The organism is Kocuria sp. CPCC 205263, from assembly GCF_040981075.1.
GTDB lineage: Bacteria > Actinomycetota > Actinomycetes > Actinomycetales > Micrococcaceae > Kocuria > Kocuria rosea.
Genome location: NZ_JAVKPV010000003.1, coordinates 225,585 through 245,621 on the forward strand (window position 1 = coordinate 225,585; position 20,037 = coordinate 245,621).

At 69.6% G+C, this 20,037-nt stretch carries 18 protein-coding genes and 1 pseudogene; 12 read left to right on the forward strand and 7 right to left on the reverse strand.

The window, feature by feature from the left end; translation table 11 throughout:
• Positions 1-184 precede the first annotated feature (184 nt).
• Complete coding sequence (locus tag RF647_RS05815) at positions 185-1,498, forward strand: heparan-alpha-glucosaminide N-acetyltransferase domain-containing protein (protein ID WP_368810908.1); 1,314 nt, start codon at positions 185-187, stop codon at positions 1,496-1,498.
• 177 nt (positions 1,499-1,675) lie between these two features.
• Positions 1,676-2,452, forward strand: coding sequence for an HAD-IIA family hydrolase (locus tag RF647_RS05820; protein ID WP_368810909.1), 777 nt, complete (start codon positions 1,676-1,678; stop codon positions 2,450-2,452).
• 261 nt (positions 2,453-2,713) lie between these two features.
• On the opposite strand, the gene RF647_RS05825 is transcribed toward RF647_RS05820, so the two are convergent.
• The gene (locus RF647_RS05825) at positions 2,714-3,433 is read right to left on the reverse strand and encodes an alpha/beta hydrolase (RefSeq protein WP_368810910.1); all 720 of its coding nucleotides are present in this window, start codon (positions 3,431-3,433) and stop codon (positions 2,714-2,716) included.
• A gap of 167 nt (positions 3,434-3,600) precedes the next feature.
• Between RF647_RS05825 and RF647_RS05830 the strand changes: the two genes are divergently transcribed.
• Together RF647_RS05830 and RF647_RS05835 are read left to right on the forward strand one after the other, a co-directional pair.
• A complete protein-coding gene (locus RF647_RS05830; RefSeq protein ID WP_368810911.1) occupies positions 3,601-4,425 on the forward strand; it encodes a sugar phosphate isomerase/epimerase family protein in 825 nt (274 codons plus the stop codon).
• Between the two features lie 29 nt (positions 4,426-4,454).
• Entirely contained in the window at positions 4,455-5,228 is a 774-nt protein-coding gene (locus RF647_RS05835) for an SDR family NAD(P)-dependent oxidoreductase (protein ID WP_368810912.1), read from the forward strand.
• A 455-nt stretch (positions 5,229-5,683) separates the two neighbouring features.
• Here RF647_RS05835 and RF647_RS05840 read toward each other — a convergent pair whose 3' ends face one another.
• The gene (locus RF647_RS05840) at positions 5,684-6,712 is read right to left on the reverse strand and encodes a transketolase family protein (RefSeq protein WP_368810913.1); all 1,029 of its coding nucleotides are present in this window, start codon (positions 6,710-6,712) and stop codon (positions 5,684-5,686) included.
• Positions 6,709-7,572 (reverse strand): transketolase, encoded by an 864-nt coding sequence (locus tag RF647_RS05845; RefSeq protein ID WP_368810914.1) that lies wholly within the window; start codon positions 7,570-7,572, stop codon positions 6,709-6,711. The genes RF647_RS05840 and RF647_RS05845 overlap by 4 nt, the downstream gene beginning before the upstream one ends.
• A 385-nt stretch (positions 7,573-7,957) precedes the next feature.
• Between RF647_RS05845 and RF647_RS05850 the strand changes: the two genes are divergently transcribed.
• The 3 genes from RF647_RS05850 (at position 7,958) to RF647_RS05860 (ending at position 11,838) form a co-directional block, all read left to right on the forward strand.
• Positions 7,958-8,617 (forward strand): GntR family transcriptional regulator, encoded by a 660-nt coding sequence (locus tag RF647_RS05850; RefSeq protein ID WP_368810915.1) that lies wholly within the window; start codon positions 7,958-7,960, stop codon positions 8,615-8,617.
• A gap of 882 nt (positions 8,618-9,499) precedes the next feature.
• On the forward strand, positions 9,500-10,927 hold the full coding sequence (locus RF647_RS05855; RefSeq protein WP_368810916.1) for a GntP family permease: 1,428 nt from the start codon (positions 9,500-9,502) through the stop codon (positions 10,925-10,927).
• Between the two features lie 35 nt (positions 10,928-10,962).
• Positions 10,963-11,838, forward strand: a complete 876-nt coding sequence (locus RF647_RS05860; RefSeq protein ID WP_368810917.1) for an NAD(P)-dependent oxidoreductase — start codon at positions 10,963-10,965, stop codon at positions 11,836-11,838.
• A 157-nt stretch (positions 11,839-11,995) separates the two neighbouring features.
• Here the strand turns inward: RF647_RS05860 and RF647_RS05865 are convergent, their stop codons facing one another.
• Positions 11,996-13,114, reverse strand: a complete 1,119-nt coding sequence (locus tag RF647_RS05865; RefSeq protein WP_368810918.1) for an MFS transporter — start codon at positions 13,112-13,114, stop codon at positions 11,996-11,998.
• A 35-nt stretch (positions 13,115-13,149) separates the two neighbouring features.
• Positions 13,150-13,275: a hypothetical protein gene (locus RF647_RS05870; protein ID WP_368810919.1), complete on the reverse strand. Its 126-nt coding sequence runs from the start codon at positions 13,273-13,275 to the stop codon at positions 13,150-13,152.
• A 376-nt stretch (positions 13,276-13,651) separates the two neighbouring features.
• Here RF647_RS05870 and RF647_RS05875 point away from each other — a divergent pair, with 376 nt between their 5' ends.
• The 4 genes from RF647_RS05875 (at position 13,652) to RF647_RS05890 (ending at position 16,427) form a co-directional block, all read left to right on the forward strand.
• Entirely contained in the window at positions 13,652-14,254 is a 603-nt protein-coding gene (locus tag RF647_RS05875) for a helix-turn-helix domain-containing protein (protein WP_368810920.1), read from the forward strand.
• Positions 14,251-14,997 carry a B3/4 domain-containing protein gene (locus tag RF647_RS05880; protein WP_368810921.1) on the forward strand — a complete coding sequence of 249 codons (747 nt, stop codon included), beginning with the start codon at positions 14,251-14,253 and terminating at the stop codon, positions 14,995-14,997. The genes RF647_RS05875 and RF647_RS05880 overlap by 4 nt, the downstream gene beginning before the upstream one ends.
• 71 nt (positions 14,998-15,068) lie before the next feature.
• Positions 15,069-15,968 (forward strand): dihydrodipicolinate synthase family protein, encoded by a 900-nt coding sequence (locus RF647_RS05885; protein ID WP_368810922.1) that lies wholly within the window; start codon positions 15,069-15,071, stop codon positions 15,966-15,968.
• A 93-nt stretch (positions 15,969-16,061) separates the two neighbouring features.
• Positions 16,062-16,427, forward strand: coding sequence for a hypothetical protein (locus tag RF647_RS05890; protein ID WP_368810923.1), 366 nt, complete (start codon positions 16,062-16,064; stop codon positions 16,425-16,427).
• 399 nt (positions 16,428-16,826) lie between these two features.
• Here RF647_RS05890 and RF647_RS05895 read toward each other — a convergent pair.
• Positions 16,827-17,494: pseudogene (locus tag RF647_RS05895) on the reverse strand (DUF305 domain-containing protein).
• Positions 17,495-17,880: 386 nt separating this feature from the next.
• Complete coding sequence (locus tag RF647_RS05900; protein ID WP_368810924.1) at positions 17,881-18,525, reverse strand: YitT family protein; 645 nt, start codon at positions 18,523-18,525, stop codon at positions 17,881-17,883.
• 7 nt (positions 18,526-18,532) lie between these two features.
• Between RF647_RS05900 and RF647_RS05905 the strand changes: the two genes are divergently transcribed.
• Positions 18,533-20,005, forward strand: coding sequence for a PLP-dependent aminotransferase family protein (locus tag RF647_RS05905; protein WP_368810925.1), 1,473 nt, complete (start codon positions 18,533-18,535; stop codon positions 20,003-20,005).
• Positions 20,006-20,037 lie beyond the last annotated feature (32 nt).

Genomic DNA, 20,037 nt, shown 5'->3' on the forward strand with positions numbered 1-20,037 from the left:
GGGGGCGCAGAGGACCGTCCGCTCGATCCGCCCTGGTCAGCGACCGATTCACAGCCTCGACACAGAGTTCCGATAACTGGGGCATATCGGTGGCTGATCCAGTGGAGTTCGTCCTGGGCCCACCGGTCCGGGCCGGTGGGCAGGGAGCTCACCGACACATCGCCCGGGGGAGCCCACACCTGTCATGACCGATTCCGACCGCCGTCCGGCCTCCGCAGCCGGAGCAGCCTCCGCAGAGACCACACCGTGGGCAACCACCCGTGCGGGAGCTCCCGAAGGCACAACCTCCGACGACGCCACGGAAGCTGCGGCCACCACCGGCGGCAAGCGGCGGCTGGTCGGCATCGACGCGGCCCGCGGCCTGGCACTGATCGGCATGGTCTCCATCCACATCCTGCCCGCCTGGGACCCGGAGACCTTCGCCCCCACCGTCCAGTGGACGCTCTTCGCCGGACGGTCCGCAGCCCTGTTCGCGCTGTTGGCCGGGGTGAGCCTGGCCTTCACCTCCGGAGGGCGCACCGCCCACACCGGCCGGGCGATGAACGCCACCCGGGCCGGTATCCTGGTCCGGGCCGGGTTGATCACCGCCCTGGGCCTGGCGATCAACCCGCTGATCCCGGGCGCCACCGCCGAGGAGATCCCGGCGATCAACATCCTGATCTACTACGGGGCCTTCTTCGTTCTGGCCATCCCGTTCCTGAGCCTGTCCGCCAAGGCCCTCTTCGCCTGGGCGGCGGTGTTCGCCCTGGCCGCCCCGGTGCTCATGCACGCCACCCGTGAGGCCCTGCCGGCCACCGCGGACCTCAACCCCGGCTTCGCCGACCTGGCCGCCGCCCCCGGGGCCACCCTCGCCCACCTGCTGCTGACCGGCACCTATCCGGCCCTGCCGTACCTGGCCTACCTGCTGGTCGGACTGGGGATCGGGCGGCTGAACCTGGCCGGCATCCAGGTGCAGGTCGGCCTGCTGCTGCTGGGCCTCGGGGTCGCCGTGGTGGCGTGGCTGGCCTACTGGGTGCTGATCCTCCAGGCCGGTGGCTACGACCAGCTCATAACCCACACCCCGGCCCTGACCGAGGACGGGATCGACGACATCATCGTCTTCGGCCCGGACCCGGTGCTGCCGACCACCACCTGGTGGTGGCTGGCGATTGCCGGCCCGCACACCAACACGCCCCTGGCCCTGGCGATGGGCCTGGGCTCGGGGGCGGCCGTGCTCGGGGGCTTCCTCCTGCTCACCCGCCGCTTCGGGAGCTGGTTGCTGCCGTTGAGCGCGATGGGCACCATGACCCTCACCCTGTACTCGGCTCATCTGTTGGCCCTGTCCGCCGAGGTGCACTACGACCAGCCCTACCTGTGGTTCTTCCTCCAGATCGGGGTGGCCGCGCTTTTCGCCACCGCCTGGCACCGCGCCCTCGGACAGGGACCTCTCGAACGCGTCGTGGTCCGTGGCGCGGGCCTCACCCGCCGCCTGGTCCTTGCCGGGCACCGCACGCGCTGACAGCACGGCATCTGCACGCCGACGGACACCGGTCGATCCGACAGGCCAGTTGCCCTCGGCGTCGATGACGGACGATGCCGGTCACCGTGCACAGGACGTGGGAAGGACGCAGGGAGGGCATCAGGTGCCGGCAGTAGCATCGTCGACAGTTGATGACGAATCTCAGGAGGTGTGGTCATGGATCGTTCCCGCCCGGACTGCTGGTTGACGGACATGGACGGGGTGCTCGTCCGTGAGGGCGAGGCCCTTCCGGGCGCCGCTGACTTCTTGCAGCGCCTCGTCGACCAGGAACGCCGTTTCCTGGTACTGACCAACAACTCGATCTACACCCCCCGAGACCTCGCGGCCCGGCTGGCCAAGAGCGGACTGACCGTGCCCGAGGAGTCGATCTGGACCTCGGCGCTGGCCACCGCCGGGTTCCTCGCCGACCAGGTACCTGGTGGCTCGGCGTACGTGGTCGGTGAGGCGGGTCTGACCACCGCGCTGTACGAAGTGGGCTACACCCTCACCGATGTCAGCCCCGACTACGTGGTCCTGGGGGAGACCCGGACGTACTCCTTCGAGGCCATCACCAAGGCGATCCGGCTGATCGAGTCCGGGTCACGCTTCATCGCGACCAACCCGGACGCCACCGGACCCTCAGCGGAGGGGCCGCTGCCGGCGACCGGGGCGGTCGCGGCCCTGATCACTCGGGCCACCGGAGCCGTTCCGTACTTCGTCGGCAAGCCCAACCCGATGATGTTCCGCAGTGCGATGAACCGCATCGAGGCCCACTCCGAGACCACGGTGATGGTCGGTGACCGGATGGACACCGACGTCGTCGCGGGCATCGAAGCCGGGCTGGAGACGATCCTGGTGCTGAGCGGGTCCACCCGAGCCGCCGACATCACCACCTACCCGTACCGTCCCGGACGGGTCCGGGACTCGATCGCCGACGTCATCGAGCTCATCTGACACAGGACCCCACCACCATCCGGTCACCCAGGGCGCGATCCACTGACGTCTGTTCGGCCTGCCCCGGGCAGTGGTCACAGCCCCGGCCCGGGGGTGTGGTCGCGCAGTCGCCGGCTGGCCTGTGGACGCCGGGGTCGGACACGGATCGTTTCCACGACTTCGCGTCGGGCCCGGCTCAAGGCCGGCAAGCGATGGACATCCTTGCTTCTACCCCCTCCTGCTCAGTCGCTTCGGCCCCGTCGGTGCGGTGTCGCGCCAGGATCACCGCGGCCATCCCAATGCGGACAGCCATGCTGCGCACAGTCCCGGCCAGGCTTCTGGCTCCCCGCTGCCCTCGGCCAGTCCGAGGCCGTGCGTCCCTGCGGGAAAGACGTGCAGGGCGTGGGGTACGTCCGCGCGTGCCAGTGCCTGAGCCAGAAGGTAGGAGTGCTGCACCGGCACTGACGAGTCGTCGGCGGTGTGCCAGATGAAGAACGGTGGTGCCGTCGCAGTCACCAGGCGGTCCAGCGAGGTTGCGACCCGTGCCTCGGCGCTGGGGGAGGGACCCAGAAGCTCCTGTTGGCTGCCCTTGTCGGTGTCGAGCTCCATGGACACCACCGGATAGCAGAGCATCACCGCGTCGACTCGATCGAGGGTGGAGGGTGCAGCGCTCAGGGCGGCCTGGCCGGCCAGATGCCCGCCGGCGGACGATCCCAGCAGGGCGACCCGCTCGGCACCGTTCTTCCGGATCCGGCGGACCTCGGCCCGTACCGCTTCCAGCGGACCCGGGTGCCTGGCGTGCACCGGATAGCGGAACACACTCGTTGACAGTCCGAGCTGCCCGAGCCACTCGGCGATGGGCTCCGCTTCGTTGTCGGCGTGACCGGCGTACCCGCCTCCGGGGAGAACGATGACGTGCGTGGCCGGGTCCGGCTCGGCGGGGCGCGTGGCGCTCTCGGCCGAGGCGGCAGCACGATCCGTTGAGGACTGTGGTGAGTTCATGACGTCAGCATTCCAGGGTCTGTGGTCCCTGCGCGGGTTGGGCGCAGCCCTTGGCCTCCTGACGAAAGAGTCGCACACAGGCGACAGATGTTGACTGTCAACAGTCAGCCGCAGTAGCGTGATGCACAGCACATGTTCTCGACGGCTTCAGGCAAGGACCGCATCGCATGATCTCTTCCCGATTGGGCTGCTCGTCCATCAGCTTCCGGCACCAGCCGCTGCCCGAGGCGTTGCGCACCATTGGAGGGCTCGGCTTCGAGGAGATCGATCTGGGAGCCCTGCCCGGGGTCTGCGACCACGTCCCCTGCAGGCTGGACGCCGCTGCCGTCGAGCAGGTCGCCGCCGACGTGCACCACTCGGGTCTGCGCGTGCGCTCGGTCAACGGGGACGTGGGTGATCTCAACGTGGTCCTGGACGAGGCGCAGCGTGCAGAGCGCGCGGACCACCTCGACATGCTCTTGGAGCTCACGGCCGCTGTCGGCGCCGAAGCCCTCGTCCTGCCCTGCGGGGCGCTGGAACACGAGCCGATCCGCTCCCTCGAGGAGGACATCCGCACGGTGGCCGGGGAGCTGGCCCAGGCATCCCGGCGGGCCGCGGCGGCCGGCGTCGAGCTGTGGTGCGAGTCGTTGCACTTCTTCCGGCTGTGCTGGAACGAGGATCGCGCGCGGCGGCTGGCGGACGAGCTCGAGGGCACCGGCGTGGGTCTGGTCATGGACTTCAGCCACATCGTGGCTTCCGGCGGGGACCCGGTGCGCTTCGTGGGGACCTTCGCCGAGCAGCTCACCCACGTGCACCTTCGCGACGCCACCGCGGGAAACATCAACCTGAGCATCGGCAACGGCGATGCCGACTTCGCCGCCGGCCTGCGGGCTCTGCAGCGCGTCGGGTACACCGGCCACTTCTCGCTCGAGCTCGAGACCCGCGACGTCACCCACGACCAGCGCCCGGCGGCCGCCCGCGCGGCCGCCGGGTACATCACGTCCCTGCTGTAGAACCCATCCTCACTCACCCTAGGAGCACCATGTCGACCATTCAGCGCACCGCCGTCATCACCGGAGCCACGTCCGAGAAGGGCATCGGAGTCACCACTGCCCGTCGTTTCGCCCGTGAAGGATGGGGTGTGGTGATCCTCGATCTCGACGCCGAGAAATCCGCTCGGGTTGCCCAGGACATCGGGCAGGAGTGCGGCGTGCCGGCCTTCGGGCACGCGATCGACGTCGCGGACGAGGTCTCGGTGGCCGCCGCCCACGACGCGGTGGCCGCCGAGGTCGCCGCCGGCGATCTGCCGCCGGTGGGGGCCGTGGTTAACATCGCCGGGATCACGTCCCCGGTCCCGTTCCTGGAGACCACCCTGGAGCTGTGGCACAAGGTCATGGACGTCAATGCCACCGGCACCTACCTGGTCACCAAGGCGTTCCTGCCCGAGATGATCGAGCAGGGCTGGGGCAGGGTCGTGAACATGTCCTCCGTGTCCGCCCAACGCGGCGGCGGGGTCTTCGGCAAGGTGCCCTACTCCGCGGCCAAGGCGGCCATCCTGGGCTTCACCAAGGCGCTGGCCCGCGAGCTGGGCACGACCGGTGTCACGGTCAACGCGGTGACCCCCGGGGCGGTCGACACCAACATCCGCGTGGGGAGCACCGACGAGCAGGAGGCGGCCATCGCGGCGGGCATCCCGGTCGGGCGCACGGCCACCACCGAGGAGATCGCCGCGTCCATCACCTTCCTGGCCTCCGAGGACTCCTCCTACCTCACGGGAGTGACGCTGGACATCAACGGCGGAAGCCACATGCACTAGAGCGTTCTGCCCGCCACGTGCCCGCCGCCTCCCCGCACCCGCGGGGAGGCGGCGGCATCACCTTCCAGGAGGCACCATGCACGGTCCGGCCCGCTCCGGCCCTTCCGCTTCGCCCCACCGCCCGGGTTCGACAGGGGTACGGGTCCACGATGTGTCCGACCTGCGGGCCGGCGACGTCGTCGAGATCCGACTCTGGGACACGGTGCGCTACCGAGGATCGGTCGACGTGGTCTGTCCCCGTTTGGATGTGCTCTGGGTCCTGGACGGTCCCTTAGACGAGCGGACACTGGTCCATGCCTGCGAGTACAGCATCTGGAGAATGGCGCGTCCGCTGCGCGCCTGATGAGCAGCGCCGGCACAGGCGCGATCGGCGCGTGCCACGACAGCGGTGGGGGCCGGACGGAGAAGTTCTCCGTCCGGCCCCCACCGCTGTGTCGTGCTGCTCGGTGCCGTGCTCAGTCCACGCGTTCCGTGTGCCGCGGGTGGAGCAGCGTCCTGACCTTCTCGGCGATCTTGGTCGTGGAGACCCCGTAGCGGTCGTTGAGGGTGGGCAGGGCGCCGGCGTCGAGGAACTCGTCGGGCAGCCCGATGGGGGTGATCTGCCGCAGGACGCCGTCGCGGACGGCGGTGTGGGCGACCGCGTCGAAAAGGCCTCCGATGACGGTGTGGTTCTCGCAGGTGAGCACCAGTCGGTCCTTGGCGAGCTCGGCAAGGATGGTGGCCTCGTCGAGGGGCTTGAGGGTGGGCACGTGCAGCACCGCCACGTCCACCTTGTCGGCCTCCAAGGCCTTGGCGGCCTCCAGGGCGCGCTCGGTCATCAGGCCGGTGGAGATCAGCAGGACCTCGGCCCCGTCACGGATCAGCTTGGCCTTGCCGAGCTCGAAGGTGTAGTCGTACTCGTCGAGCACCCGCGGGACCTTCCCGCGCAGGATCCGCATGTAGGTGGGCCCGTCGTGGGCGGCCAGCTGGGCGACGGCCTGCTCGATGTCCACCGCATCGCACGGGTCCACGATGGTGAGGTTGGGCATCCCCCGCAGGATCGCCACGTCCTCGGTGGCCTGGTGGGAGGGCCCGTAGCCGGTGGTGAGCCCGGGCAGGGCGCAGACCATGTTCACGTTGAGGTTCGCCTCGGCGATGTCCAGGCACAGGAAGTCGTAGGCCCGGCGGGTCGCGAAAACGGAGTAGGTGGAGGCGAAGGGCACGAAGCCCTCCATGGCCAGCCCGGCGGCAGCCCCGAGCAGGGCCTGTTCGGCCATGCCGACCTGGTAGAACCGGTCGGGCATCGCATCGCGCAGGATGTGCAGGTCGGTGTATTTGGCCAGATCGGCCGACAGGCCCACGATCCGCTCGTCGCGTTCGGCCAGCTCCACCAGGGCGTGGCCCAGGGGCGCCGCGGTGGTCCGCTGGCCCTCCCGAGCCAGGGAGGCGCTCATCGCGTCCGAGGTCAGCCGCTTCTTCTGCGTGGTGTTCGGGGTGGTGTTCATGCCTGAGACGACTCCTTCAGTCGGTCGTGGGCCTTTTTCCATTCGTCGGCGGCGACGGTCATGAAGTGCAGCTTCTCGCGGTTCTCCAGGAAGTCCACGCCCTTGCCGAGCTTGGTGTTGGCGATCAGGCACCGCGGCTGGTTCGCCTCCATGGTCCGCAGCTCCTCCAGTGCAGTCAGGACGGCGGCGACGTCGTTGCCGTCGACCCGGCGGGTGATCCAGCCGAAGGACTCGAACTTGCCCTCGATCGGCTCCATGCCCAGCATGTCCTGGCTCTTGCCGTCGGCCTGCTGGTCGTTGAAGTCCACGATCGCGATGAGGTTGTCGAGCTCGTGGTGGGCGGCCACGGAGGCGGCCTCCCAGGTGGAGCCCTCGTTGAGCTCCCCGTCGGAGAGGATGTTGTAGACGAATGCCGGGTTGTTCTTGCGCTTGAGCCCCAGGGCTACGCCGTTGGCGACGACCAGGCCGTGGCCCAGGGACCCGCCGGAGATCTCCACCCCCGGCGTGTAGGAGGCCATCGCCGACATCGGCAGCCGGGAGTCGTCGGTCGCGTAGGTCTCCAGCTCCTCCAGCGGCAGGAACTTCGCCTCGGCCAGGGCGGCGTACAGGGCGATGGCGTAGTGGCCGATCGAGAGCAGGCACCGGTCCCGGCCCTCCCACTCCGGGTCCTCCGGGCGCAGGTTCAGTTGGTCGGCGTAGAGCACCGCCAGGACGTCGGCGATGTCCAGGGCCTGGCCGATGTAGCCCTGCCCCTGCACCTCGCCCTGGATCAGTGCGTTGGTCCGGATGCGGAAAGCCGCCTCCTTGATCCGGGTCAGACGCTCGGGCTCGACCGGAGCGATCTCAGTCGTTGGCTGCATGGGTTTCCCCTCATGTGGTGGTGGTCAGATCAGCTGGTCGCGGGATACGGCGTCCTGGTGCCCGCGGAACTGATGCCCGTCGACAAGTTCTGTGGTAGGCATCACAGTACGTGGTTCAACTGTTAACAGTCAACAGAAATCTTGACGATCTGGCCGTTACCAGGGGACCGTCGGCTCTGCACATCCGGCTCCGTCAACGGTTAACGAGGGCCGTATGATCGAGGGGATGAGTCGCAGCCACTGTGCGGCGGCAAGTTCATGGCACTGATGTCGTCAGTGGAGCCGACCGGACCGGTACTTCCGGGGTTCCGTCCGATGCACGGCAGGAGGCGGCGCCCCCGCCCCGTCCGACCAGTCCACCTCCAGCTTCCGAAGGATGACCACGATGACCTCTCAGACGGCGGCCCTGGCCGGACTGGCCAAGGTGAACCTGCGCGAACAGGCTCTGACGGCGCTGCGCCGCGCCATCACCACCGGTGAGCTGCCCCCGGGCACCCACCTGGTGGAGACGGAGCTGTCCGAGCAGCTGCAGATCAGCCGGGGCACCCTGCGCGAGGCCATGCGCCAGCTCCAGCAGGAGGGGCTGATCGCCGCCGGAGCCCGTGGCCGGCTGTCCGTGCGCAGTCTGGATGCCAAGGAGATCCTCGACATCTTCGCTGTCCGGGCGGCTCTCGAGTCCCTGGCCGTGCGCACGCTCAGCCGAGCGGAGCACCGCGGTGCGGCCGTGGCCACACTGCGTGACGCGGTGCGCGCCATGGACGAAGCTGTCGATGACACGCTGGAGGAGCGGATCGAGGCGGACCTGAACTTCCACCGAACGCTGTGCCGTCTCACCGACAACGCCATGCTCCTGCACTCGTGGCAGGCCCTGGAGGGGTCGATCCGGATGTCGTTCATGTGGGCCGGCATGGACCGGGCCGTGGGCAACATGCGCGTGGACCGGCACACCGCCATCGTCGACGTCATCGCAGCCGGAGACGCCCCGGCAGCCGCCGACTACATGCTCTCCCACATGGACGAAGCCGCGGCCAACCTCGTCTCCTGAGCACCGGCTGCCGATGTGCCGCCCCCGGCCCATGGCCTCGGACTCGCCGGCCCGGGCGCTGCGATGTCCGGCTCCGGGTCGATGGCCCGGAGCCGGATGACGTCTCGCCGAAACTGAGCTGACCCGTCGACGCGAGCCCCTCTGTCCAAGGGGGCGGTCGGCCGTGCCCGGACGGATCCGCAGAAGCAGCCCGCGATCTGCGCCATGTCACCCCCGTGCGGCGTGTTGCGGGCCGGAGACACCGCACGGCACCGTATGCCGTCCGCAACTCGCCCGACTGTCAGCACTTCTGGCCCAGGGTGCAGGTGCTCCGGCCCGTCGCGGACCCTGACGGCGGGCCTGCCGGACCCATTGGCTGACAACAGCCTGTCCGCCTTGTCCACCGGGCCACGTCTGTGATGCCGGTCCTCGCCCGGTTGCGGTTCTGGCTGCGGTTCCCGCCCGCGCCGGGACCGGTGGGCTTCGTGGGCGGCATCATGCGGAGGTTCCCCGGAGGGGCCGCCCGCCACAACCGGAGAAGCGCCTCACCACTGCTGGATGGACCCATCCCATCGCGTAGATCAACCATTGCGTCCCGTGTGTGTTCTGTGCCACACTTCCAGCAACACCAGTTGACTGTTAACAGTCAACTGAAGTCGTGGTCAGTGGTGAGCCGGCCGAGGACAGACACGCGTCCGCCCACGAGCCTGTACCGGGAACCGCCGCTCTCGGGCGGGAGGACCGGTCGGGGCGGGCAGCCGTGTTCCGTTGCAGTGAGGCCCGATCACCGGTCGCTGCGGCCCGCCACGGTCCGGCTCGCCTCCGTCATACGGAGCACCGCCCGTGGGACCCGACCACCATCCGCTTGCCGGCCCGTCCGGCGTCATCCGCAGAGGAGCAGACATGGACACGCTCGTCCTCGTCCATCTCGCCATCTCGGTCATCGGCATCGTCCTGATGATCGTCTGGGCGAAAATCAACCCCGTCGTCGCACTCGTCGTCGGCGCACTGTACCTGGGCGTCGCCGCCGGGCTCGGCTTCACCGAATCAGTGGCCGCCGTCAATGCCGGCTTCGGGGCGCTGATGGCCGAAGTGGGCCTGATCATCGGCTTCGGCGTCATGATCGGCACCACGCTCACGGCCACCGGCACGATGCAGCGTGTCGTCGACGGGTTGCTGAAACTCGTCGGGCCCAAGCGGTCGCCCTACGTCCTGGGTCTGACCTCGGGCATCATCTTCCCGTCGATCTACTTCGACGTCGCCCTGGTCATCCTCGCCCCGATCGCCGGTGCCATCGCCAAGCGCACCGGCAAGAGCATCGCCACCCTGGCCGGTTCACTGGCCATCGGCCTCGAGGTCGGGCTGCTGATCGTGGTCCCCGGTGTGGCGGCGATCGCCGTCGCCGGACCCCTCGGGGTGGAGATCGGCACCATGCTGATTTGGGGCATCCCCCTGGGCATCTTCTTCATCATCTCCAGCATCTTCGTGCACGACCTGATGATGCGGAAGATCTTCAACCCCGCCACGGACCAGGACCACAGCTTCGACGACTCCATCTTCGGGGAGTCGATCGAGGAGGAACGCGCCCGCCTCGAGACCCGACGCGGGACGGGCCCCACCACCGTGGGCACCACCGAGGTCGCCGGCACCTCGGCGGGCACCCTGATCGTGACCGCCCCGACCCGGCAGATGCCGCTGGTCGTCGCCATGCTCCCCGTGATCGTGCCGATCCTGCTCATCATCCTGGACACCGTCACCGGACTCATCGGCCAGGAAGTCCCCGTCCTCGGCTTCCTCGGCAGCCCCGTCGTCGCCCTGCTCATCGGCCTGCTCATCGGCATCGTTCTGGCGGTCCCCGCCGTGACCCGCGACGGCATCGACGACCTGCTCACGCGGGGTGCCCAGACCTCCGGCTCGATCCTCCTGTTCACCGGCGTGGCCGGGTCCCTGGGCCAGGTGATCACCGAGGTCGGCATCGGCGACATGATGGCCGCCCTGTTCCAGGCCAATGCCGCGATCCCGGTGCTGCTCACCTGGACCGTGGCCGCCGTCCTGCGCATCGCCCAGGGATCGGCCTCGGTGGCCGCGATCACCGCGGCGACCCTGCTCGCCCCGATCATGGGCTCCATCGAGGCCGCGCCGATCCTCATCCTGTTGGCCGCCGGCACCGGCGCCGCGTTCGGCGCCCACGTCACCGACAACACCTTCTGGATCTTCAAGCAGATGCTCGGGTTCACCACCAAGGGCACGTTCAAGATCTACACGCTCGCCCAGTCCACCTTCGCCGTGATCGGCCTGGGTGTGTGCCTGCTGCTCGACCTGTTCATCTGAGTCCGCCCTGCCCCTCACGCCCTCAGGAGGCTCCCATGTCACCCGTTCCACCGCCCCGGATCACCTTCATCGGAATCGGAGCCATCGGCCTGCCCATGGCCGAGCAGCTCCTCCGAGCCGGATTCGACGTCACCGGTGTCGACCCATTCGCCGAGCAGCGGGCGAAGGCCACCGCACGGGGCCTGCGCGCCGAGAAGACCCCGGAATCCGCGGCCGCGGCCGACGTCGTCGTGTGCATGGTGGCCACACCGGAGCAGCTGCGGACGGCTACCCTGGGCGAGGCGGGGCTGCTCCGGCAGATGCCGGCCCGCAGCGTCCTGGTGGTGATGAGCACCGTCGGTCCCCGTGCGGTGCGTGAGGTGGCCGCTGCGGCCCCACCTGCGGTGAGCGTGCTCGACGTTCCCGTCACCGGTGGAGTAGCCCGCGCGCTCACCGGGGAGCTCAGCCTGTTCGCCGCCGGCGACCCCACCACGATCGACGACGTGCGGCCGGTCCTCGACGCACTGGGGGCGATCATCGACTGCGGCCCGGAGATCGGCCAGGGCCAGGCCTACAAAGCGGTCAACCAGCTGCTGTGCTCGGTGCACATCGTGGCCGCCGCCGAAGCACTCGCGCTCGCGGAGGAGCTCGGACTGAACCCGGAGAGGGTGCTGCCCGCCGTCGCCGGCGGCGCCGGGGGATCCTGGATGCTCTCCGACCGCGGCCCGCGCATGCTGCAGGGCCTGGACGCCGAGGTGACGAGTACCATCGGCATCTTCGTGAAGGACTCGACCCTGGTGAAGGACATCGCCGACGAGATCGGCTTCGACGCCCCGATGATCAGCGCCGCCCAGGCGAGATACCAGGCCGCCAAGGACGCCGGCTGGGACCGTAAGGACGACTCCCAAGTCATCCAGACTTACCGACGGTGATCCGTCTCGCCCACCCCAGCACATCCATACGAGCACCTTGGGTCGCCGCCCCGGACATGAGGCGGCGAAAGGAGTCGCCGCTTTGTGTGCGGCCCAGTCGGCGGCGGACAAACGTTGCCGTCGGGATTGCTTGTCCGCGCCAGAAGTGTCCAAGGCATCAGTTCACACGCGGCCCGGCGGTGCGACGCCGCAGCGCGAGCGGCAGAGTCAGCAGTGAGATCGCTCCGGTGATCAGCAGCGCGGTGCTGAAGGAGGTTCCTGCGGCGATCATGCCCACCAGGACCGACCCGAGACCGGTCCCGATGTCGAAGCCGATGTTCCACACCGCACTGGCGGTACCGTAGTGCGGCCGGCTGACGGCGTGGAAGGTCACGACCAGGGTGAGGTTCTGCAGGCCGCCGTAGCTGATGCCCACCATCGCTGCTCCGATCATCAACATCGGGGCCTCGGTGGCCTGGGGATCGCGGACCGCCCAGGCGATGGTCATCATGCCGGCCGTGGTCAGCAGCACCAGCGGTGCGATGAACCGGCGAGGGCCGTACCTGTCGGACAGTGCGCCGATCCGCCAACGGGTGAGTGCGGCGGCGACGTTCATCAGCAGCAGCGCCAGGGCGGTCAGCGCGGCACTGCTGCTCATCTGGGCCATGAAGGTGATCAGCGCGCCGCCGGCCAGGGTGACGCCGGTCAGCAGCGCCATCGGAGGGAGGAGGCGCAGGTAGGGCGCACGCTCCTCCTCGTCCCCCTCCGGGACGCCGTCCAGCATCCGGGCCAGACCGATCGCGGGCACGACGGCAACAACGGGCAGGGCTGCCAGGGTGAACACGACCCAGAATCCGAGCTGTTCGGCGATCCAGGGTCCCGCCGACAGGAACAGGATCTGCGGTCCCGCGATCGCCAGGCCGTAGGCACCGATCGCCTTCCCGCGACGCTGTGGCTCCACCAGCTCGGCCACCAGGGCACTGCCGGTCACGGTCAGTACGCCGAATCCGAGCCCGCGCACCGCGGAGAGCACCAGGGTCGGCCCCAGGGCGTCACTGACGCCGTGGGCCAGGGCGGGCAGTCCCAGCAGGAGCATGCCCGCCACGAGGACCGGCGCCCAGCCGAAGCGGCGCAGGGCCCTGGGGACGAACAGCTGGGTGAGTACGGTGAAGAGCATGAGCACGCCGTTGACCAGCCCCGCGCCGGCGGTGTCGGCGCCGCCGTGCACCGCCCACAGCGGCGCGACTGCCAGCAGCGCGGCATACCCCGAGAAGCCCAGGGCGGTCATCGTCAGCATCAACGGCATCCCCGGCGCCCGCCAGACCGAGTTGTTCACCATCGATCGTGGCCGGTGACGACGGCGCCGCCCTCGTGGCGCGCCTCGGCGGGGGCTGTGCTCCCGGTGCGGCGTCGCGGCTCTGCGGGTGACTGCTGGGCGCGGAAATTGATGATCGACATGATGGAGCCAGCCTAGGTCCGGCACCCTTCGACCCTTTGACATGGTGGATCGCGACAGGGGCCGGTCCCCATCACGGGGCCGGGGCCGGTCACACCGGGCGGTCTCGGGAACATCGCGGAAAGCTGCGCCGCGAATCAGTGTCATTGCCTCTCCGGTCCACGATGACCGCTCCGCTCAAGGCTGGCCCCGCACCAGCGGAGAGCTGTCGGGCGGCGGCGTTGAGGCTTCCGGTCACCGGATCCTCGCGTAGAGGTTCGGTTCCTCCGGGGAAGAGCACGCGCAGCTCGAAGCCGGCTTCCGCCTCCGCTCCGTGCGGTCCGATCACACCGCCACGGGAATGAATAGAATGCACTATCGGTGCAGTATGATGCACTGATGGATGACAACACGACGTCCCTCGCGGCGGCCATCGGCGCCCGGGTGAAGCAGCAGCGGCAGGCCCGGCGCTGGACGCTGGACCAGCTGGCCGAGATCGCCGGGGTCAGCCGCCGGATGCTGGTCAATGTGGAGCAGGGCGCCACCAATCCCAGCGTGGGGACCCTGCTGCGGATCAGCGACGCCCTGGGCATCGGGCTGCCGGCACTGGTGGAGGTGCCACAGCCCAAGGCCGTGACCGTCACCTGGCACGGTGAGGGGGCCGCCCTGTGGAGCGGGGACTCCGGCGGCCGCGGGCTCCTGGTGGCCGGGACCGCACCACCGGACGTGGTGGAGCTGTGGGACTGGACCCTGGGCCCCGGTGACCGGCACGCCAGTGAGGCCCACACCCGGGGCACCAAGGAGCTGCTGCAGGTCCAGGCCGGCACCATGACGATCGAGGTCGCCGAGCAGTCGATCACCCTCGAGACCGGGGATGCGGTCTCCTTCCCCGGCGACGTCGCCCATGCCTACGCCAATCCGGGTGCTGCGCCGGCCCGGTTCTCGCTGACCGTCTTCGAACCGGGCGTGGGCCCGGGACACCACCAGGAGGTTTCCCCGTGACTGAACCGAACACGCTGGAACGGTTGCTCGAGGAGGCCTGGGTCGAGGCCGAGGTGTTCGCGCTGCGCCCGGACTACCGGGCCCTGCTGCTGGCCGCCGACGGGCTCGTGCCGGGCCCCAGTGATGCGACCGGTGAGGCGCTGCTGCAGGAAGCCGAAGCCGCCACCGCCCGTGCCCTGGCCGGCCGGCCGGTGGACCAGCTGCCGCACGTGGCCGCGTGGCGGGAGGCCTACCGGGCCTTCGGGGCGAAACCCCAGCGCACGCGCAACAGCCTGGAGGCCCTGACGCGCCGAGCGGGCTCCGGGCTGCCGCGGGTGAACCGGCTGACCGATCTCTACAACGCGGTCTCGGTCCTGCACCAGATCCCACTCGGCGGGGAGGACCTGGCCGGCTACCGCGGGGCGCCGCGACTGGTGCGCGCCACCGGCCAAGAGCCCTTCGACGCCGTGGCCGGCGGTGAACCGGTGATCGAGCACCCCGAACCGGGCGAGGTGGTGTGGTGCGACGAGGCCGGGGTGACCTGCCGGCGCTGGAACTGGCGCCAGGGACGGCGCACCGCACTGACTGCGGAGACCACCACGGCCCTGTTCATCCTCGACGCCCTGGCGCCCATGACGGACGAGGCCCTGCACGCTGCCGCCGAGGACCTCGCCACCCGCCTGGCCGACCTCGGCCCCGACGTGCGGATCGCCCGCCGCCTGCTCACTGCCGGCGACCGGCGCACCCCAGGAGACTCGTCATGACCCTTCGTTCCCCTTCCCCCACGGCGGTGCCGCCGCGATCCACCATCCGTTCCACCGAAGGAAACAGCACCATGTTCACCGGTCTGAGCGCCTTCCCCCTCACCCCCCTGGCCAACGATGCGGTGGACGAGTCCGCTTTCGTGGGCCTGATCCGACGGCTCGCGGACGCGCAGGTGGACTCCATCACCGCCCTGGGCTCCACCGGCTCCTACGCCTACCTCAGCACCGAGGAACGACGCCGTGTCGCCCACCTGGCGGTCGAGCACGCCGGGGACGTCCCGGTGTTCGTCGGCATCGGGGCGCTGCGCACCTCCCGGATCCTCACCCACCTCGAGCACGCCCAGCAGGCCGGAGCCGCCGCGGTGCTGCTGGCCCCGATGAGCTATCAGCCGCTGACCGACGACGACGTGGCCGGGCTCTTCGACACCGTCACCGCGCACTCCTCGGTGCCGGTGATCGTCTACGACAACCCGGGCACCACCCACGTCACCTTCACCACCGAGCTCTACGGCCGCATCGCCGCTCTGCCCGGCATCGCCTCCCTCAAGATCCCCGGTGTGCCCGCCGACCCCCAGCAGGCCCGGGCGCGGGTGCGCGAGATCCGCGCGGTGGTCCCGGCCCACGTGAGCATCGGGATTTCCGGGGACGCCACGGCCGCCGCCGGACTGACCGCCGGCTGCGACGCCTGGTACTCGGTCCTCGCCGGCACGCTGCCGGGCCCGGCCCTGCGCATCACCCGGACCGCCCTGGAGGGGCGGGCCGAGGAGGCCGCGGCCGCCTCCGACCGGCTGGTACCGCTGTGGGAACTGTTCGCCGAGTTCGGGAGCCTGCGGGTCGTGGCCGCGATCGCCGAGCAGCTGGGCCTGGTACCCAGGCCCTGTCTTCCGCTGCCCCTGCAGGGCCTCGACGAGGGCCAGCGCGATCGGGTGGCTCGGGTGGTCGACGACCTCGGGCTCGACCGTCACCGCTGACATCAGGAGCTCCGCAGGGCGAGATCGCCGGGGTGCAGCACTGGCGCGATACGTCTTCGCCGCGACCCCGGTGCGCAGCGCCGACGGGGCGCGGTGGTCGTCCTGCCCCGTCAACAGCGGCGCGATGCAACCGTGGAGGTGCCCTCCCCGGCCCGGACACTGCGCCTGATCGTCAGGTGCGGGCCGCTGTGCCGCACGCTCGGACTCCTCGTCACGGTTGCGTTCTCCGTGGCCGCGCTGCCGATCTTCGCGGCCACCCTGGCCGCGCGCAGCGAGTACGCACCTGTGGAGTCCCGGGGTCAGGTCTTCATCTGGGTGGGCGCGCTCAAGATCGACGCAGGCCCGGCCGCCGCCGGCGCCACCATCACCCACGCGGCCTGGGCGCCGCTGGTACTGGTGAGTTCCCTCACCGTCGTCGCTGCCACCGCCAGCGTTGCCGCTCGATCCCGCCCGCGCTGAATCAGGCCACAGCCCACGCCGTCCTCTCTGCTGTGCACATGGCCGGATACCGGGTACCGGCTCACGGCGGTGACAGCAGCGACGTGGCGACGAAGGTTTCTGAAGGCGGCTCCGCACGGTCCCAACGGGACAACGGTGCGGACCTGGATTTCGGGACACGACTCGCTGTCCCGCTCGTCGGGCATGGACCTCAGTCCTGGCCGTCCCACTAGCATGGAGGGGGAACGCATTCCCGAGGTCGGTCAAGACGTTGATCGCCCTGAGTTCGACCGCCATCGTTGAGATCTTCGTCCTGGCGCTTCGCATGTCTCGATCCAGGGAGCGGAACGGGCCGAGGGGACTGCCGATCCCCGGCATCGACCCGTTCCCTTCACGTGTGGCTCAGTCCCTGGCCGCCGGTCAGGCTGCGAACCACTCCTCCAGCCAACCCTGCATGAGCTCGATCTCCGCCTGCTGGTCCTCGATCATCTTCTCCGCCATGGCCCGCAGCTCTGGATCGGTGCCCATCTGCAGCTCCATCTCGGCCATCTCGAGGGCCATCTGGTGGTGGGCGATCATCTCTTCGAGGAAGGCCCGGTCGAACTCGCCCCGGAAAGTTCCGCCAGCTCCTCCAGGGCCATGCCATCCATCTCGCCCATCATGTCGTCGTGCATGCCACCGCTCATGCCGTTGCCCATGCCGTCTCCGTGAGCATGGCCATGGTGGTGACCGTGCCCGTGGTGGTGGCCGTGGCGGTGGGTGGAGTCGCTCTCGGGGGCCAACCGGTCGGCGGCGGCCTGCAACTGTCCGATCTCCTCGGTCTGGGCCTCGATGATCTGCTCTGCCAGGTCGCGGATCTCGGGGCGTTCGGACTTCTCCAGGGCCAGTTCGGCCATGTCGACCGCGCCCTGGTGGTGGGGGATCATCATCACGGCGAAGTGGTGGTCGTGGTTCGTCTGCTGCTCGGCGCCAATGGTCGCGGAGGCAGCGCCGTGGGCCGGGGAGGCGACCGCCGCGGTCGCCCCGGCGCCGCTGAGGGCCAGTGCCAGGGCCGTCCCGGCAGCCAGGTGCTTGAACGTCGAAGTCATGACGAACCTCTCCTTCGCATGAGCCCGTGCCGGGCCCGCGCATCGTGGTGTCTGCTCTGGTCAGCCTCCGGTTGAAGCCGTCCGATTCCTCCACGGCAGCCCCGCCGGAGCGGCTTTCTCAGGCATCAGAGGGCGGGGCGGGACTTCTTCACTGAACCTTCAAGGGCCGACCCTGCTGCCGGCCGAGCGGGCGGTGCCGCGACGGTGGTAGGGCCGACATTCCCGCCGGCTGGTGCGCCGGAGGACGCGGTGGAGGTGAGCTCGACGGTACCTCCGCTATGCGTATGCCCGGACAGCGGCCATCAACACAGCTCAGAAGACACCTGGTCGTGCAGCTGTCCCAAGCGGCATGACCGAGCCTCTGCTGAAGCCGTCGCGGGACAGTGTCAGAGGGTGGATTCAATGGCGGGCCGGGCGGGCGACGTCGGGATCGGTGTGTTCCGACCCTCAGGGACGCGGAAGATCGGCAGGGTCAGGTTGATGAGCGGGCCGATGAGCAGCGCAAAGACTACGGTGCCCGCTCCGACCGAGCCGCCGAGCAACCAACCGAGCGCCAGGACGGTGCCCTCGATGGCCGTGCGCACGAACCAGATGGGCAGGCCGAAGTGCTGGTGCAGTCCGGTCATCAGCCCGTCGCGAGGGCCCGGGCCCAGCCGCGCCCCGATGTAGAGGCCACTGGCCAGGGCGAGGAGGAGAAGTCCGCCGGAGAACAGCAGGATCCGCGCCCACAGTGCCTCGGGTTCCCCGATCACCGCCAGACCGACCTCCGCGCTGGGGCCGACGAGCAGGACGTTGAGCACCGTGCCAACGCCGGGCCTCTGCCGCAGCGGGATCCAGAGCAGCAGCACGACCACCCCGATGAGGTTGGTCATCACGCCGAACGGGACACCCGTCTGCAGCGAGGAGCCCTGGCTCAGGACATCCCACGGTGCGACACCGAGGGTGGCCCTGATCATCATGGCCAGGGCAAACCCGTAGAGGAACAGGCCGATCAACAGTTGCGTGCCACGCCAGGGGCCGAGGAGGGTCATAGGCCAAGTGCAACAGTTGATTGGCCTGACAACAAGATGCCAATCATGGCATGGTGGCCTGATGATGGTTCTCTCTTCACGTCGGCTGGCCGCTGACCTCGGCGCCTGGCGTGCGGGCGGTCCCGCCTACGAAGCCCTCGCGGACCGCATCCGCCTGCTCACCCTCGACGGCCGGATCCCCCTCGGCACGAGGCTGCCGGCCGAGCGTGAACTGGCCGCCGAGCTCGGTCTCAGCCGCACCACGGTCGCGGCGGCTTACACGCGCCTGCGCACGGCCGGGTACCTGCACAGCACCCGTGGCTCCGGCAGCGTGGTCGTCATGCCCGGGCGAGGCACCACACCTGCGGAAGATGACGGTCCCGCCACTGTCACCCTCGATTTCAGCAAAGCCGCTCTTCCGGCAGCACCGCAGGTCGGTGAAGCCGTCGCGCGGGCCGTACAAGAGCTCGCGGCGTACTTGAACGGCCACGGCTTCGACCCGGTCGGGCTTCCTCGCCTCCGGCAGGCCCTGGCCGAGCGCTACACCGGCCGGGGAGTGCCGACCGAGTCCGGGCAGATCATGGTCACCCTCGGCGCGCAGCACGCCATCTCCCTGGTGGCGAGAACCCTTCTGCGCCGCAGCGACACGGCACTGGTGGAGGCCCCCAGCTACCCGCACGCCTACGAGGCGCTGAAATCCGCCGGCCGCCGCCTCGTCCCGGTCGCCGTGGACGCGCGCCAGGGATGGGACGACGACGGGCTGGAGCAAGCGTTCCAACGGGCCCGTCCGGCCCTGGCGTATGTGATGCCCGACTTCCACAATCCCACCGGTGCGGTCATGCCGGGGCACCAGCGTGAGCGTCTCATGGCGGTGGCTGCACGCCACGGATCGGTGGTGGTGGCCGATGAGACCATGGCCGAGCTGCGGATCGAGGGCGAGACGCAGCTCCCGCTGGCCGCCCACGGTCCAGCCATCCTCATCGGCTCCCTGAACAAGACGGTCTGGGGAGGACTGCGGATCGGCTGGATCCGTGCGGAGGCGGAGATGATCCGGCGGCTCGAGCAAGCCCGCTACGCCAATGATCTCGGGACGCCCATCCTGGAGCAGCTCATCGGCCTGGAAATGCTCGGCAACTACGACGAGCTGCTGCGATTCCGGGCGCTGCAGCTCGCCCAGGGACGCGACCACCTCGAAGCCCTGCTCCGGGAACACCTCCCGACCTGGGACGTCCCCCATGTTCCGGGAGGCCTGTGCACCTGGGTCAACATCGGACAGCCGGTCAGCTCCCAACTCGCCCTCGCAGCCCGGGACGGCGGCCTTCTGCTGGGAGCCGGCCCCCGGTTCGGCCCAGGAGGGGTCTTCGAACGCTTCCTCCGCCTGCCCTTCAGCTACCCGGCAGAGGAAACACGCCAGGCCGTGGAGGTCCTCGCGCAGTCGTGGCACTCGGTGATACCCGGTCGCAAGATCAGCACGGACGCCGAACCAGCCCTTGTCTACTAGGCCATCGGGGCGGGCCACACCATCAAGGTTGC